This window comes from Campylobacter anatolicus (assembly GCF_018145655.1).
GTDB classification, from domain to species: Bacteria; Campylobacterota; Campylobacteria; order Campylobacterales; family Campylobacteraceae; genus Campylobacter_A; species Campylobacter_A anatolicus.
Map to the genome: position 1 here is coordinate 45,175 of NZ_JAGSSY010000005.1, position 14,518 is coordinate 59,692.

Here is a 14,518-nt window from a genome sequence, read left to right on the forward strand (position 1 = left end):
TATATGGAGGTAAAATGGGAACAAAAATGACAAAGATACTTTTTTCTTATAAATTTGTTCTCATTCTTCTTGCTATCTTAGCCATAGGTGCTGGGATAGCGACTTTTTTAGAGAGTATTTACGATACTGCAACAGCTCAAATTTATGTCTATGAGGCACTTTGGTATGAAGCCTTAATGCTTTTAATTAGCATTTCGTTACTTGGTATTATCATTAAGAGCAAAATGTATCGACGCTTTGGTGCATTTGCTATACATATAGCTTTTATTATCATTATCTTTGGTGCATTTATGACAAGATTTTTTGGCGAAGAAGGTGTTTTGCACGTGCGTGAAGGCGAGAGTTCAAGCGAAATGATAAGCGTCAAGCCATACTTGCAAATTCGTATTGACGATGACATATATGAATACTACACAAAGCTATCACAGATAGGCAAAAACGACTTTACTATCATACAACCAATAGATGGCAAAGATTTTATTATCAAATTTCAAAGTTATGAGCCATCTATCAAAGGCAGACGATCAAATTTAAACGTATTAGCTGGTTTTAATGATAATCTTGAAGCCATTAGGCTAAACGGTGGTATTGGTTGGCTAGGTGAGCCAAAAGTAGTGGAGCAAGATGGCAAACAAATAATGCTATCTTGGGGATCAAAGCTAACGCAACTGCCGTTTTCTATAAAGCTTTTAAATTTTAAACTCCAGCGTTATCCCGGCTCACAAAGTCCATCATCATATGCAAGCGATATTGAAGTTTTTAAGGGCGAGAAAAAGGTGCTTGAGTATGAAATATTTATGAATAATCCACTGGTATTTGATGGGTATAAGTTCTTTCAGTCATCATATGATAAAGATGAACATGGAACGATCTTAGAGATAAATCGCGATCCAGGAAAGATTCCAACCTACATTGGATATTTCTTACTTTGCGTTGGATTCATAGGGAATTTTTTCACACCAAAAAGTAGATTTGCTCACCTTAGTAAATTTATAAAAAATAGTCAAATTTTACTGATCTTTGTTTTGATATTTTTTATAAATTTTAACCTTCAAGCAGCAGATGAAGGTGCTTTAGAACATTTTAAACAAAACACCAAAGCTCACGCAAACGGCGAATTTGCTACACTTTTAGTGCAAGACTTTATGGGTCGGACAAAACCTATTAGTACACAAGCATTTGAAGTACTTAGCAAGATGAGTATGAGTGAGAGCCTTTTTGGACTTAGCCCAGAACAAGTCGTGCTAGGTATGAGTACTAACCCAACTTTGTGGCAAGATCTTAAAACCATTAGAGTTAAAAACAGTGAGATAAAAAAGCTTTTAAATTTAAATAGCAATGAGAAATTCGTAAGCTTTAACTTTATGTTTGACGAACAAGGTATGTATAAACTAGCTAAAGAGGTCGATAATGCTAATGCTAAACCTGCATCAAAACGCTCAAAATTAGATAACGATCTTATAAAATTTGATGAGCGAATAAATATTGCTTATCTTACGCTAAAAGGGGTGTTTTTTAGATTTGTTCCAGTAAAAGGTGACGCAGATGATAAGTGGCTCTCTCCAAACGACGCATTTATGGCGTATGGGCTCGATAAAGAGGCAAAAGTCATCTTAAATGATTATCTGGTTGGGCTAGAAAGTGGTGTCGCGATAAATCAATGGGATAAGGCAAACGAAGCACTTCATAAACTAAAACAATACCAAAGAGTCGCTTCAAGCCATGCTTTACCGAGTGATACGCAGATCAAAGCTGAGGTCTTTTATAACAAATTTATGATTTTTAAAAAGCTTGTCTATTTTTATATGATACTTGGATTTGTCGCACTTGGACTTGGATTTGTCAGTGTGTTTCGCACAAAGAAATTTAAAACATCAAAAAGTATAATATTTTGGCTATTTGTGTTTGGCTTTATCGCTCACACATTTGGACTGATAATACGTGCCTACATCTCAGGACATGCACCTTGGAGCGATAGCTATGAGAGCATGATCTACATTGGCTGGTCGGCAGTTTTAGCGGGTATTGTATTTTTTAGAAGCTCACTTTTAAGTATTGCGGCGTCAGCGATTTTAGCAAGTATCGTTATGCTTGTTGCACATATGAGCTTTGTAAATCCACAGATAACTAACCTTGTGCCTGTTTTAAAGTCATACTGGCTAAGCATTCATGTCTCAGTTATCACCGCAAGTTATGGATTCTTAGGACTTAGCTGTTTGCTCGGGCTTTTGGGACTTATCCTAATGAGTCTAAAAAATTTCAAAAACCAGCCACATATAAACGAACAAATTCGTTACATTACAGCTATAAACGAGATAAGTTTGATAGTAGGGCTTTCTATGCTTACAGTTGGTAACTTTTTTGGTGGCGTGTGGGCTAATGAGAGCTGGGGGCGATACTGGGGCTGGGATAGCAAGGAGACCTGGTCGTTTGTCTCTATCATAGTATATGCGATCGTGCTTCATTTAAGATTTGTACCAAAGCTAAACTCTATCTATGTCTTTTGTGTAGCTAGTATGTTTGCATATAGCTCGATCATAATGACATATTTTGGTGTAAATTTTTACCTTACAGGTATGCACTCATACGCAGCAGGTGAAGCACCTGGTGTGCCTAATACGCTCTATTGCATCATTGCGATTTTGATTGCACTTAGTGTATTTGCATATCGCGGGAAAAATATCAAAAATATATAAAATTTCAAGGAGAAAAAGTGAAAAAGTTAATACTAGCGTTGGCTATTGCAGTTATTGCAAATGCCGGATTTATAAAAGATGGTATAGACGCACAACAAAGCGGAGACCATAATAAATTAGTTGAAATTTACGAACAAGCGTGCAATAAAGATAAGAAAGCATCAGGATGCTATAACCTAGCCGTGGTTTATGACGAAGGCACTGGTGGCGTGGCGAAGGATTACGATAAAGCAAGAGAGTATTACAAAAAAGCATGTGAAGCAAACTTTGCATCAGGTTGTAATAACCTAGCTCATATGTATGAAAGCGGACGCGGTATAGATCAAAATTTTACAATGGCAAGTATAATTTATGAAAAAGCTTGCAAGGACAACGAAGGTTGTACATCTTTAGGGCTTTTATATGCAAATGGTGCAGGTGTAGCAAAAGACGCAAAAAAGGCAAACGAACTTTACAAAAAAGCATGTGAATATGGCGATATGTGGGGGTGCAATAACCTAGGATATGCCTATATGCAAGGTAGTGGTACAGAAAAAGACTTTGAAAAAGCAAAACAATACATAGAGTTAGCTTGTAACGGTGGCGTTGGCATAGGATGCAATAACTTAGCATTTTTATATGCAAACGGCAAAGGCGTAAAGCTTGATATGCCAAAAGCAAAAGAGTATTTTGAGAGAGCTTGCAACATGGGCTATAATAGAGGATGTAATGAGCTTGGCATACTCTATGCTGATGGCAAGGGCATTGAAGCTGACGCAAAAAAGGCGAGAGAGTATTTTAAGAAAAGTTGCGATGATGGCTTAGTTGAAGCGTGTGATAATATGAAACTACTTGACAAGATAACAAAATAGGAGTGAAAATGCTAAAAATTTTATTTGCAAGTACAATTTTAATAATAAGTTTAAACGCACAGATGTTCCAAAGCGTAGAACCTAGTCAAGCTACACTAATACAAAGTGGCAAAGGACGTGAATACTGCCCAAATTGCGGTATGAATTTAGTTAAATTTTATAAGACAAATCACGCACTCAATGGCAAACAATACTCATCTCTTCACTGTCTTTTTGAAGCGACAAATGGGCAAATCCCAACTGGTGCAATGGTAGTTGATACTAAAAATTTAAATTTTATAGATACAGCAAAAGCCTTTTATGTAGTCGGTAGCAAGATCAAAGGAACAATGACACAAAATAGCAAATATGCCTTCTCTACTGAAGCTGATGCTAAGGAATTTCAAGCAGAAAATGGCGGTGAAATAATGGACTTTAAAGCTGCTTACAAAGTTGCCGGTGCTGATTTTAACAAAGACAATGAGATGATAAAGGCTAAGCGTGAGGGTGGTGTATATAAAAAAGGTAGAGAGTTTTATGAGCAAAACTGCCCAAGAGTTAGCAAACGTGGCTTTGAAAATATCGCTGAACTTAAAGCAAAGTTAAAAAGTGTATGTAAAAATAGCGATGATGCAGCACTTCAAGCAGCTGCACTTTACATCTGGGATAACCCAAAACTAACAACAAAGCAGGCTGAACGCATAAAGATTCCTGATGATGCAAAATGTCCAGTATGTGGTATGCTAGTAGCTAAAAATCCAAATTGGGCGACAATGATACAAGATAAGGACAAGAGCTTTTACTTTGATGGTGTTAAAGACTTGATGAAGTATTATTTTCAAAACGATAAGAAATTTGATAAAATTTTTGTTAGCGATTATTATAAACTTCACAAAATAGAAGCAAAAAAAGCATTTTACGTTATCGGCTCAAACGTCTTTGGTCCTATGGGTGATGAACTAGTGCCATTTGAAAAGGAGAGCGATGCGAGAGAATTTGCAAAAGACCATCTCGGTAAAGCAGTACTTAAATTTGATGAGATAGACGAGAAGGTAATAAGAGAATTATGAGAGCGATAGTGGCGGTATTTAGCTTTTTTGTAGTGATTTATACACTTATTTTTATTCACTATATTAGCTTTGATACAGACACTAAAGATACACAAATAGCTAAAATTTCAGCCAAGATAAAAGATGTGCGTCCATCATTTAGCTTTATAAGTGATGAATATAAAGGCTTTGTCTATGCTAAGTAAAGTTTTTATTGATTATGCAGTACTTTTACTGCGTAAAGATAGAGCCGACCATACCTTTAGTTTTTTGATATTTTGCTTTATCGTTTTTATCTTAAGCTCTGTGCTTTTCATATCAAGTTCAATCCAGCAAGACATCATAAAAAGTGTGAAATCACATCCTGATATCGTGGTAGAGGCTCTACGTGCTGGTAAGCGAGATACCATGCACGATGGCTATATCTATGATGCCAAACAGATAAGTGGCGTTAGTGATGTGGTTGGCGTGGTTGATGGGTATTATTACTTTGCACAAAAACGCACATGGTTTCACATCATAGGTGACAACTCACTTAATGAAGATGAGATGATTATCGGTGAAGGCGTAAAAAGAGCGATGAAAGAGCTATACTACGAAGATGTTTTTAATTTCTTGACAGAAGAGAATTTAATACCTATAAAAATAAATAAAACCAGCCCACACTCTACAAATATCATCTCAAATAACGTTATATATATGCACGAAGATAACGCAAGAGAGGTCTTAAGCCTTGATGACAATGAATACACAAAGATGTATGTCAGCGTTCCAAACTCAAATGAGATAAGTGAAGTCGCACTTAAATTTATGAACCTATATCCAAACACTTTTGCCAAAACCGCAGAAGATAGGATAGCTGAGGTAAAACATATCTATTATTACAAAGGCGGCATTTTTATGGTGCTTTATATCGTAGCGATGATCTCATTTTTCATACTGCTTAAAAATCAAATTTCATTAGCATATGGACAGAAGAAAAAGGAGATAGCAATCCTACGAAGCATAGGATATAGCATAAAAGATATCATAGCTTTAAAATTTATACAAAATTTTATAGTCGCCGTAAGTGCCTTTTTGCTTGGATGTGCATTAGCGTATATTTACGTCTTTGTGTTACACGCACCACTTTTACGTGAGATATTTTTAGGCGGTGAGATTGATAACTCTATCACTTTTACGCCGATATTTGACTTTGATACGCTATTTTTACTATTTTTATTTAGCGTAGTGCCATTTCTTGCATTTGTCATCATACCTTCATGGCGTGTAGCTATAAGTGATATGAGCGAGGCGGTAAAATGATAGAGATAAAAAATCTTTTTAAAATTTACAACGAAGCAAAACCGAATGAATTTAAGGCATTAAAAGATATAAATTTAAGCATAAATGACGGTGAGATCGTGATAATAAAAGGCGTTAGCGGCAGTGGTAAAAGCACTCTACTCTCACTAATCGCAGGATTTAGTATGCCAAGCAGTGGCGAGATCTTAATAAATTCGCAAAATATCTCAAAGCTACCTGACATAATGGGCTCAAACATCCGCCATACACAAATAGGCTTTATATTTCAGTCATTTAACCTACTTGATGGACTAAACGTAGAGCAAAACGTTCAAGCACCACTAAGTCTGACAAAGCTTAAAAAAGATGAGCTTAAAAGCATGACAGAAGAGGCGATGAATATCGCAAACATAGCTCATAAAAAATGGCAGAATATCTCAAGTCTAAGCGGTGGCGAGAAGCAAAGATGTGCGATAGCAAGGGCTTTAGTAATGCAACCAAACATTATCTTAGCAGATGAACCAACTGCGAATTTAGACAAAGAAAACTCACTTATATTTATAGATATGATTAAAAAATTTAAAGAGCTTAATAAAACGCTCATCATAGCTACTCACGACTTGCTATTTGATGAGCTTAGCTTTGTAGATCGCATAATACATATGCAAAATGGCGAAATTTTATGAGTATATTTCTTTCAAACGCACTCATCGTATTTTTAGCCATTGAGCTTGTCATCATCGCACTTTTGACTATCTCACAGTTTAATGTAATACAAATCATACGTAGCTGGGACTTTGGAGCTACCACAAATTTGCAATACTCATTAGAAAAGCGAAACTACCTTGTAAATACTATTTTATTTTTCACAGTTGTGTGCAAGATGGTCTTATTTATATTTTTTGCAGTAGTGCTAAATGAGTTAGCAAATATCGTCCCAGGTGCTATGTGCTCGGCCGGTGTAGTTGGTGCAAACAAATACGGCAATATGCTTTTGCTACTTAAAATTTTACTTATTTTTGGACTTGGGCTATGGCTGATTATCAATAAGCTTGATTTAAAGGCTATAAATTTTCCATTTTTAAAGCGTAAATATATCATTTTCACCGCACTTTTTGCATTTATCTTAGTTGAGTTTGTGCTTGAACTACTATTTTTTACAAATATCCCACTTAAAGTGCCAGTATTTTGCTGCTCGGTAGTATTTCAAGCTCCAAAGCTACCTTTTGGCTATACTCAAGCGATGCTTGCTAGCTTTTTTTATATGATTTTAGTAGTGATTTTAGTGCTAAATTTCTTAAAACAAACTATGAGTAGCTTTGCTTTAAATTTATTATTTTTATTTGTAGCATATTATGCTATTACCTATTTTTTCGGGCTTTATGTATACGAACAACCTAACCATAAATGCCCTTATTGTATGCTCTTGAGTAATTATTACTATATAGGATATTTCATCTGGGGGTCGCTATTTTTGGGGATTTTCTTTGGGATAGTGCCATTTTTAGTTGAGTTAATCACTAAAAACTCATACACTCACTATCTTAAATACTCATCCATTTGGCTGATCGTAAATGCATTAATATGTAGTTTTTATGTTATAAAATACTACTTGCAAAATGGGGTGCTACTGTGATAAAACGGCTCTTTGCAAGTATACTTATACTTGGTGTTTTAACACTTTTAGTAATATCGGCTGACATCAGCACAAACCGCATAGACATCGTGCATAATAACACCGCAAAACAACCCATAGATATTGAGCTAAATAGATATATCTGCACTGAGAGCCGTATGCTCATAACCGATCTTTACAACTCAGCCCAAGCCATAATGCCAAATGGTGATACATACTTTTTTAATGACATAGGCAACGCCTTTATCTGGCTAATGCGTCAAAAAAACAAAGATGAGATCATACTTTATGTCTATGCAACCGACTCGAAGCACTACATCTTAGCTAAAAATGCGTGGTATTCACGCGATGAGGCGACACCAATGGGATATGGCTTTGGTGCGTATGAGTTTCATATGTATGGTACGTGTGATTATTATTATGATGAGGTTTTACTATGTGCAGCACGTGGTGAAACGCTAATAAATCCATTCATTTACACACTTTTACAAAAGGGTAAGCAACTTCTTTAATAATCTAAAGAAGTTGCTTGACTAGCCGCTCTTAGCATGCGATTTGATTTACCACTTTTTAGCTTTTTATCAAGCGTAACTGAAGAAGCATACTTTATAGGATCGGATCTGTATTGCAAGTACAACTCCTGCCCTCATCTAAAATATCAATTATACAGCGTATTTCATATAATCTTAAGTCTTGTCCGCATTCATTTTTACACTCAGGACGAATGTGAAGTATGTCGTGCTTATCACCTGCAATAATTGTGGCTTCTATCTTTATATCTAATGCCTTTTCACTCTTTTTTAATAATATTGTAGCTTAGTCTATCAAGTGCAAATGCATTAATGAGAAGCTTTTTAAATTTTTATTTATTCTTAAAATTCTCAAAACAATAAAATTAAGATAGAAAACAAAAATAGCTTTTTATCTACTCCTAATATTTCGCCGTTGTTAAAAAAGAACATTCAAAATAGACCATTTTTCCCATTATTTAACAAGATTGATAGCCTTAATGCAAAACTAGACAAACTAGAAATTTCAGACAAAGCACCTATGCTTTATGATGCGTATCATAGGCTATCTTTTATAAAGTCTTTTGATAAAAAGCTCGTTTTTTGAGCTTTTTGCTCTATATTTTAAAATGGCGTCAATGAACTTTTAAAGGAGATACTTTTATGGATAAAAATTCTAGAAAATTTTGGATAAATTAAAGCTAGAACTCGACATAAACCGATAAAAAACTCCGTGAAAAACTTGATATAAAGCGACCTGCAATGGATAAATGGATTAATAGAAATTCTATGGATGATAGATTTTTTGTTCCACTTGATTTTTAAAAACTATTATAAAAAATGATAAACTTCGCATGGCTTAAGTTGGCGACTATTTTATGGTGCCTATGTTGCAGGGTTATTTTTGAAAGAACAAAAGAATTTAAAGGCAATGGGCTATATTTTACAAAAAATTCCACGCGGTAATGTATATCAAAAGCAATAATAAAGATTATGAAAGCTTTGAGCTAGACAAGGACACTCAAAATTGTTGCTATATAGTTGACAAAGTCATTAAATATATTATTAAAAAGCTTAAAATGATGATTAATCAAATAATGATAATTTTTAAGCTTCAGTGAATATCTATAGCTATTTTTCTAATGATTAATCGCCTAAATTTCAAAGCTATATTTTTATAATTTGGCAAAAAACTTTGCTATTTTTCTAAATTTTTCGCCATTTTTTCAGTGTTTAAAATGCTTTTAAATAAGTATTGTTTTTCCGCTACTTTGAGATAAAATGGACAATTTGGATTATATGGATTTTCTTGCTGTAAATTTCTTGCATTACGACTGAGAGTAAAGCAACTTTAACGCCTATTTTAGCCACTTTAGTAAAATCATTTCTAAAATTTTCCACTCTCATTTTCTTTACTCTCCCCTCTTTTCACAAAATAGTTTGTTTTTTGAGTATTTTTAAATTAGTTTTTAATTTTTTCACTGCGACATATTATATGTCTAGTCTTGTAGAGTGTAATTCTAGTCCATTGTTTATTAATAAAATAAAGTATAAACAAAAGAAAATTTATAAACTAGTAAGGCAAAGTAGCCAAAACAACCCCTTATTGAGCGAGTAAATATTTTAAAACGTCACAAAGTGCGATATAATAATGCGATAAAAACATCAAAGGTTAAAAAATGAAAATAGAAATGCTTTTTAGCAAGATCCACCGTGCAAAGGTAACAGATGCAAATTTAAACTACGTCGGTTCTATCAGCATAGATGAAGAGTTAATAAAGGCAGCAAATTTAGTAGTAAATCAAAAGGTTGAGATACTAGATATAAATAACGGCGAACGTTTCTCAACTTACATTATAAAAGGCAAAAAAGGCGAGATCTGCTTAAACGGAGCAGCAGCTCGCAAAGTTTGCGTGGGCGATATTGTCATCATCGTAGCTTACGCTTCAATGAGTGTAAAAAAAGCTAAAAAATTCTCTCCAACTATCGTTCATGTAAATGAAGAAAATGAAATAGTAAAGTAAACTATTTCATTTTTAATAATTCGTAAATATCGTATTGAAGAAAATAGATCTTTAATGCTATATTTATACTTATTTTTATTGTTTAATTAAGACTTTTTTGCTCTTTTTAATTCAACTAAATTCAAGTATATCTTAAAGATTATAGCAAATTCTGAGCTTGGAGATATGGATGTTGATTTACTTAGTTCAAATTTAAGTAGCAATGTGGTGTTAAACTCAGAGTTTTGTATAGATATAAGAGATGATATAAAAGCAAGAGAGTCTATCTCTTGCTTTTAAGTTGCTACTCTAGTTCAAAAACAATGTTCTTGCCATCTTGATAAGACAATATATAGGTTTTATCGTTATTAAAGTATAGACTTCTAGCATTTTTTATATCACTTGGAAATGAGATGGTTTTTACGATCTCTTCACTCTTTGTATCGATTGCAACAATGACATTGTGGTTTTTGCTAAGTGCGTATAAAAGCCCATCTTTAAAGATCATTGATGTTATATATAAATCCCTAAGTGTTTTGCCATCTTTTAAATTCGCCTTTGGTGTAAATTCGCCAGATAATGTGCGATCTGCAACTAAAATTTTAGATATGATAAATTTTTCCTGATCTTTGTTATTTGGAACGGTTGCTGTATAGATATATCTTTCATCACTTGCTACACTTGCGATATGGTGAAATTTTGCCCTGACTGTATCTATCCTAGCACGCCCAAGATGTTTGCCCTGACCTTCAAATTTATCAGCACCACGCACAAAGTCAGCGTATTGTAATGCTTCGTCTGCATTGCTATTTTTACCAAATCTAAGTAGCGTTTTATTTGAGCCCATAAGGATAAATTTATCTTGCATAAATGGTATCACGCCTACTATAGGATCGATAGTTGCTGAGAAATATGGGTCTATTTCAAAGTCTGATTTTACACTAAAATTTTCATCCATAAAAAACACTTCCCACTTTGAACTAGCTACAAATTCGCCGTTTATTAGGCTTAAAGAGTTTAAAGGCTTATTAAATTCTAGCTCTTTTTTTGCTGTTATGTTTATACTTTGATCTATATTTAGTGGAGCATTGTTTGCGTCATTATCAAATTTAATACCTAGCTTTTGACTAGCTGGTGCAAATGCGTAATCTGGTGCCTTGACATCTCTTTTGCCTAAAAATGAGATGTTTTTATATAATTCGCTATTTCCACTTGCACTCCAAATGATATATTTTGGATTAAGTGTAAAACGCACTGGATCGCCTTGTCCTGAGTAAGGAGGGATACCTGTACTGACAAACGCTTGAAATACATTTGAAGCAATGATAAATGCAACTATGCAAAATGCCCAAAATGTTGGTTTATTAAATTCCCTTACCTTTTTACCATTATTCTCTTCGTCAAATGCACTAAATTTAGGTGCAAAGAAAAATATAACACCAAGTAGTATAATAACCGCCCAAAATACAACTTCTGCCCAAAAATAAGTATGTATGCCAAATACAGCAAGGCCAAACCCCTGATCTAAATCACGATGAGCATGGTTACCAAAGTGTGCCAACGATTGCCACAAGCCAACGCCAGTCATTATTAAAAGCATAGCGATATATTTTGCTTTCATTCCGTACCTTACGATAAAAAGTGCCACAACACCAATAAATATCATAGCTTCTCTTTGTCCCCAGCAAAGTGTGCAAGGGCTATCTTTTAGCACGTAGCCAAAGAAAAAATTTGCGATGCCAACAGGAAGAAGGATTATCAAAAATCCAGCAAGAGCCATTAGGCTATAAAATAGTTTTGCCTTTTTTATATCGTTCATTGTTTGTCCTTATAAATTCATATTTGTTAGTAAATTTGTTGATTTATGACCGATATATAAGCATATCATAAATATCCAAGCCACAACTACGAGAGTGAATGCCAATCGCTCTTTCTCTGGTTTTGCTATGATAACAATAATTGCTATCAAAACTAATAAAAGTTGTAAAAACTCCATTAATACTCCTTATTTTTTGTTGTCTACTAAAAAGTAGATATAAATTATTTCAAAATAAAACTTAAAGTATTATTTATCATAAAGAATTAATATTCTAAAACTATTGAAATTTAATTTATAAAACGACAAAAATACTTAAAAATTTTACCTTAAAAATAAATTTGCTATAATCAGCAAAAATTAAAGGTGAAGTTATGTTTGAGGGACTTGATTTTTCTAAAATGGGCGAGGTGTTTGCTAAGGCAAAAGAACAGGCACAGCAGTTTGAGGAGGAGAGCTTTCGTAAAGAATTTAGTGCTAAAAGCGGTGGCGGACTAGTCAGCGTGAGAGCTAACGGCAAGGGCGAAGTACTTGATATTACGATAGATGATAGTTTGCTTGATGATAAAGAGAGTTTACAAATTTTACTCATCAGTGCCGTAAATGACACTTTAAAGATGGTAGAAGATGACAAAAAAGCGATGGCGACTAAGATGCTAGGTGGCTTTGGTGGACTGAACTTATGAGTAAATTTATCAAATTTATCGTCGTTTTAGCTACTTTTGCGACTACAGTTTTGGCAGATCCACGTCCTACGCAAGATGACTTTAATGCTTGTTATGAGAAAAATAAAAACTCTATTATTTCTGTCAATCGTCATTTTGGCGTTGCTATCACAAAAGACCTCATTGCCGTGCCAAAGAGTGGCTCTGAACCGATAAATAACTATGTGAAATTTGACCCATATTTGCAGCTTTATCTTGTACGTTCAAATGAGAGCTTGCAAGTACCAATGATGGCCGACGAGACCGATGATGAGCGGATCAAAAAAAGTACTTGGATCGGTATACTAAGTGATAATAACAATACAAAAATGGGACATATCAAGCAGCTTGGGGTAAATTTAGGTGACTTTGACACACTTAGTTTTGAGCATAATGCAACCGGTATGATAAATACACCGTGTTGCAAGATGATAGGTATCGCAATAGGTGGAGATAAATTTATACCAAATCGTTATTTAAAGCATTTTGCGGCATATGATGATGTGTATTACGGCGATATTGGGGCAAATTTTTATGAAAAAGATAGTAAATTTTATGTTGGTATGGTTGATCCACTTGGGCGGGGTAAGATGCTGATGGTGGGCGATGAGCTTATTAGCATAAATGGCAAAAAGCCAAAGAGTTTAAGAGAAATAAATGAGACAATTTTATTTGCTCCAAAGGGTGCAAAGTTAGATGTAATCGTACAACGTGAACTAGCTCAGTTACTTTTTCAGATACTGGTTTCAGGTGATCTTAAATTTAGCCAAAGTTTAGAAGCTATCTCGCCAAATAGTAGCAATATAAAAAATTTAAACGCTATGCCAGACACCATTACAAGCGAGTTTGACGATAGAATTTTGATAGATTATGGCATAAATGTGAATAAAAATTTAGTCGTTACAAAAGTTGCTGAGCATTCAAATGCACAAAAATTTGGTATAAAAATAGGCGATAAGATACTCCAAATAGACAAACAACTAGTAAAAAATCGATCCGAGTTAGCCGAGAATATCGGAGATAAGCAGAGTTTTTTATTGTTATTTAGCAGAGGCGGGTTTCAGTTTTTTGCACGAGCACCAAAATGAGAGAGAACTTATTAACTGATTTTATTAAATTTAGAGAAGCAAATCTCCCTAAAGCACCAAGCTTTCATCCATATTTTGAGGAGGCTTTGGGCTATACGCTAAGCTCAGGTGGCAAACACTTTCGTGCGATGTTGTTGCTTGGCGTGGTGAATGCCCTACGTCCAGAGCTTACTACAGATGCCTTTGACATCGCACTTGGCTTTGAGATGATGCATAGCTATTCACTTATTCACGATGATCTACCTGCGATGGACGACTCAAATTTAAGGCGTGGAGTACCGAGTCTTCATATAAAATATGATGAAGTTACTGCTATACTCGTTGGAGACGCACTAAATACACATGCATTTTATCAGCTAAGTCGTGCAAATTTAGACGCACATATTAGACTAAAATGTATTGAAATTTTAAGTCAAAATGCTGGTGCGAGTGGTATGGTGCTTGGTCAGGCTATAGATTGTTTCTTTGAAAATAACCCTAAAAATGCCAAAATCAAACAAGCTCTTGGACTAAATAATAAAAGGCTAAACCTTGATGAGCTTACATTTTTGCATATGCATAAAACCGCCAAGCTCATAGCCGCTAGTTTACAAGCAGGTGCGGTTATTGCTAGTATGAGCGAGAGCAAGTGCGAGAAAATTTATAATATAGGACTTGAGCTAGGTTTGGCGTTTCAAATACAAGACGACATCATAGATGCTACTGCAACGAGCCAAGAAGCCGGTAAGCCTACTTTAAACGATAGCGAGAAAAACTCATTTACAAATTTACTAGGCGTTGCTGAAGCAGTGCGGTGTAAGAATGAGATGATAAAGAACATCATAAAAGAGCTTAGCGAATTTGAGCCAAGCATAAAAACGATGATAATAAATTTAATAGACAAACACTTAAAGTAAGGATAAA

The 14,518-nt window shown here is 34.6% G+C and carries 15 protein-coding genes; 12 read left to right on the forward strand and 3 right to left on the reverse strand.

Going from position 1 to position 14,518, the window contains the following annotated elements:
* The first annotated feature begins 14 nt into the window (after positions 1-14).
* The 8 genes from KDE13_RS08125 to KDE13_RS08160 are packed head-to-tail and all read left to right on the forward strand — an operon-like array spanning position 15 to position 8,007.
* On the forward strand, positions 15-2,696 hold the full coding sequence (locus KDE13_RS08125) for a cytochrome c biogenesis protein (protein WP_212143467.1): 2,682 nt from the start codon (positions 15-17) through the stop codon (positions 2,694-2,696).
* Between the two features lie 17 nt (positions 2,697-2,713).
* Positions 2,714-3,547 carry a tetratricopeptide repeat protein gene (locus KDE13_RS08130; RefSeq protein WP_212143469.1) on the forward strand — a complete coding sequence of 278 codons (834 nt, stop codon included), beginning with the start codon at positions 2,714-2,716 and terminating at the stop codon, positions 3,545-3,547.
* An 8-nt stretch (positions 3,548-3,555) separates the two neighbouring features.
* Positions 3,556-4,596: a nitrous oxide reductase accessory protein NosL gene (locus KDE13_RS08135; RefSeq protein ID WP_212143471.1), complete on the forward strand. Its 1,041-nt coding sequence runs from the start codon at positions 3,556-3,558 to the stop codon at positions 4,594-4,596.
* On the forward strand, positions 4,593-4,781 hold the full coding sequence (locus tag KDE13_RS08140) for a hypothetical protein (RefSeq protein ID WP_212143473.1): 189 nt from the start codon (positions 4,593-4,595) through the stop codon (positions 4,779-4,781). The genes KDE13_RS08135 and KDE13_RS08140 overlap by 4 nt, the downstream gene beginning before the upstream one ends.
* Positions 4,771-5,880, forward strand: coding sequence for an ABC transporter permease (locus tag KDE13_RS08145; protein WP_212142359.1), 1,110 nt, complete (start codon positions 4,771-4,773; stop codon positions 5,878-5,880). Before KDE13_RS08140 ends, KDE13_RS08145 begins: the two co-directional genes overlap by 11 nt.
* Positions 5,877-6,545, forward strand: a complete 669-nt coding sequence (locus KDE13_RS08150) for an ABC transporter ATP-binding protein (protein ID WP_212139658.1) — start codon at positions 5,877-5,879, stop codon at positions 6,543-6,545. The genes KDE13_RS08145 and KDE13_RS08150 overlap by 4 nt, the downstream gene beginning before the upstream one ends.
* Positions 6,542-7,495 (forward strand): hypothetical protein, encoded by a 954-nt coding sequence (locus tag KDE13_RS08155; RefSeq protein ID WP_212139659.1) that lies wholly within the window; start codon positions 6,542-6,544, stop codon positions 7,493-7,495. The genes KDE13_RS08150 and KDE13_RS08155 overlap by 4 nt, the downstream gene beginning before the upstream one ends.
* Positions 7,492-8,007 (forward strand): hypothetical protein, encoded by a 516-nt coding sequence (locus KDE13_RS08160; RefSeq protein WP_212139660.1) that lies wholly within the window; start codon positions 7,492-7,494, stop codon positions 8,005-8,007. The genes KDE13_RS08155 and KDE13_RS08160 overlap by 4 nt, the downstream gene beginning before the upstream one ends.
* Before the next feature lie 1,263 nt (positions 8,008-9,270).
* Here the strand turns inward: KDE13_RS08160 and KDE13_RS08165 are convergent.
* Entirely contained in the window at positions 9,271-9,411 is a 141-nt protein-coding gene (locus KDE13_RS08165) for a hypothetical protein (protein WP_212143475.1), read from the reverse strand.
* A 272-nt stretch (positions 9,412-9,683) separates the two neighbouring features.
* Between KDE13_RS08165 and panD the strand changes: the two genes are divergently transcribed.
* Entirely contained in the window at positions 9,684-10,028 is a 345-nt protein-coding gene (gene panD / locus KDE13_RS08170) for an aspartate 1-decarboxylase (RefSeq protein ID WP_212139662.1), read from the forward strand.
* A gap of 283 nt (positions 10,029-10,311) precedes the next feature.
* On the opposite strand, the gene dsbI is transcribed toward panD, so the two are convergent.
* Together dsbI and dba are read right to left on the reverse strand one after the other, a co-directional pair.
* Positions 10,312-11,826 carry a disulfide bond formation protein DsbI gene (dsbI, locus tag KDE13_RS08175; RefSeq protein WP_212143477.1) on the reverse strand — a complete coding sequence of 505 codons (1,515 nt, stop codon included), beginning with the start codon at positions 11,824-11,826 and terminating at the stop codon, positions 10,312-10,314.
* A 9-nt stretch (positions 11,827-11,835) separates the two neighbouring features.
* Positions 11,836-12,003 (reverse strand): disulfide bond formation protein Dba, encoded by a 168-nt coding sequence (gene dba / locus KDE13_RS08180; RefSeq protein ID WP_212143479.1) that lies wholly within the window; start codon positions 12,001-12,003, stop codon positions 11,836-11,838.
* Between the two features lie 194 nt (positions 12,004-12,197).
* On the opposite strand from dba, the gene KDE13_RS08185 reads away from it, so the two are divergent.
* Genes KDE13_RS08185 through KDE13_RS08195 form a run of 3 tightly spaced genes read left to right on the forward strand, consistent with a single transcriptional unit; the run spans position 12,198 to position 14,511 of the window.
* The gene (locus KDE13_RS08185) at positions 12,198-12,509 is read left to right on the forward strand and encodes a YbaB/EbfC family nucleoid-associated protein (RefSeq protein WP_212139666.1); all 312 of its coding nucleotides are present in this window, start codon (positions 12,198-12,200) and stop codon (positions 12,507-12,509) included.
* Positions 12,506-13,615, forward strand: coding sequence for a DUF7488 domain-containing protein (locus KDE13_RS08190; protein WP_212143481.1), 1,110 nt, complete (start codon positions 12,506-12,508; stop codon positions 13,613-13,615). The genes KDE13_RS08185 and KDE13_RS08190 overlap by 4 nt, the downstream gene beginning before the upstream one ends.
* A complete protein-coding gene (locus tag KDE13_RS08195; protein ID WP_212142353.1) occupies positions 13,612-14,511 on the forward strand; it encodes a polyprenyl synthetase family protein in 900 nt (299 codons plus the stop codon). Before KDE13_RS08190 ends, KDE13_RS08195 begins: the two co-directional genes overlap by 4 nt.
* The last annotated feature ends 7 nt before the right edge of the window (positions 14,512-14,518 follow it).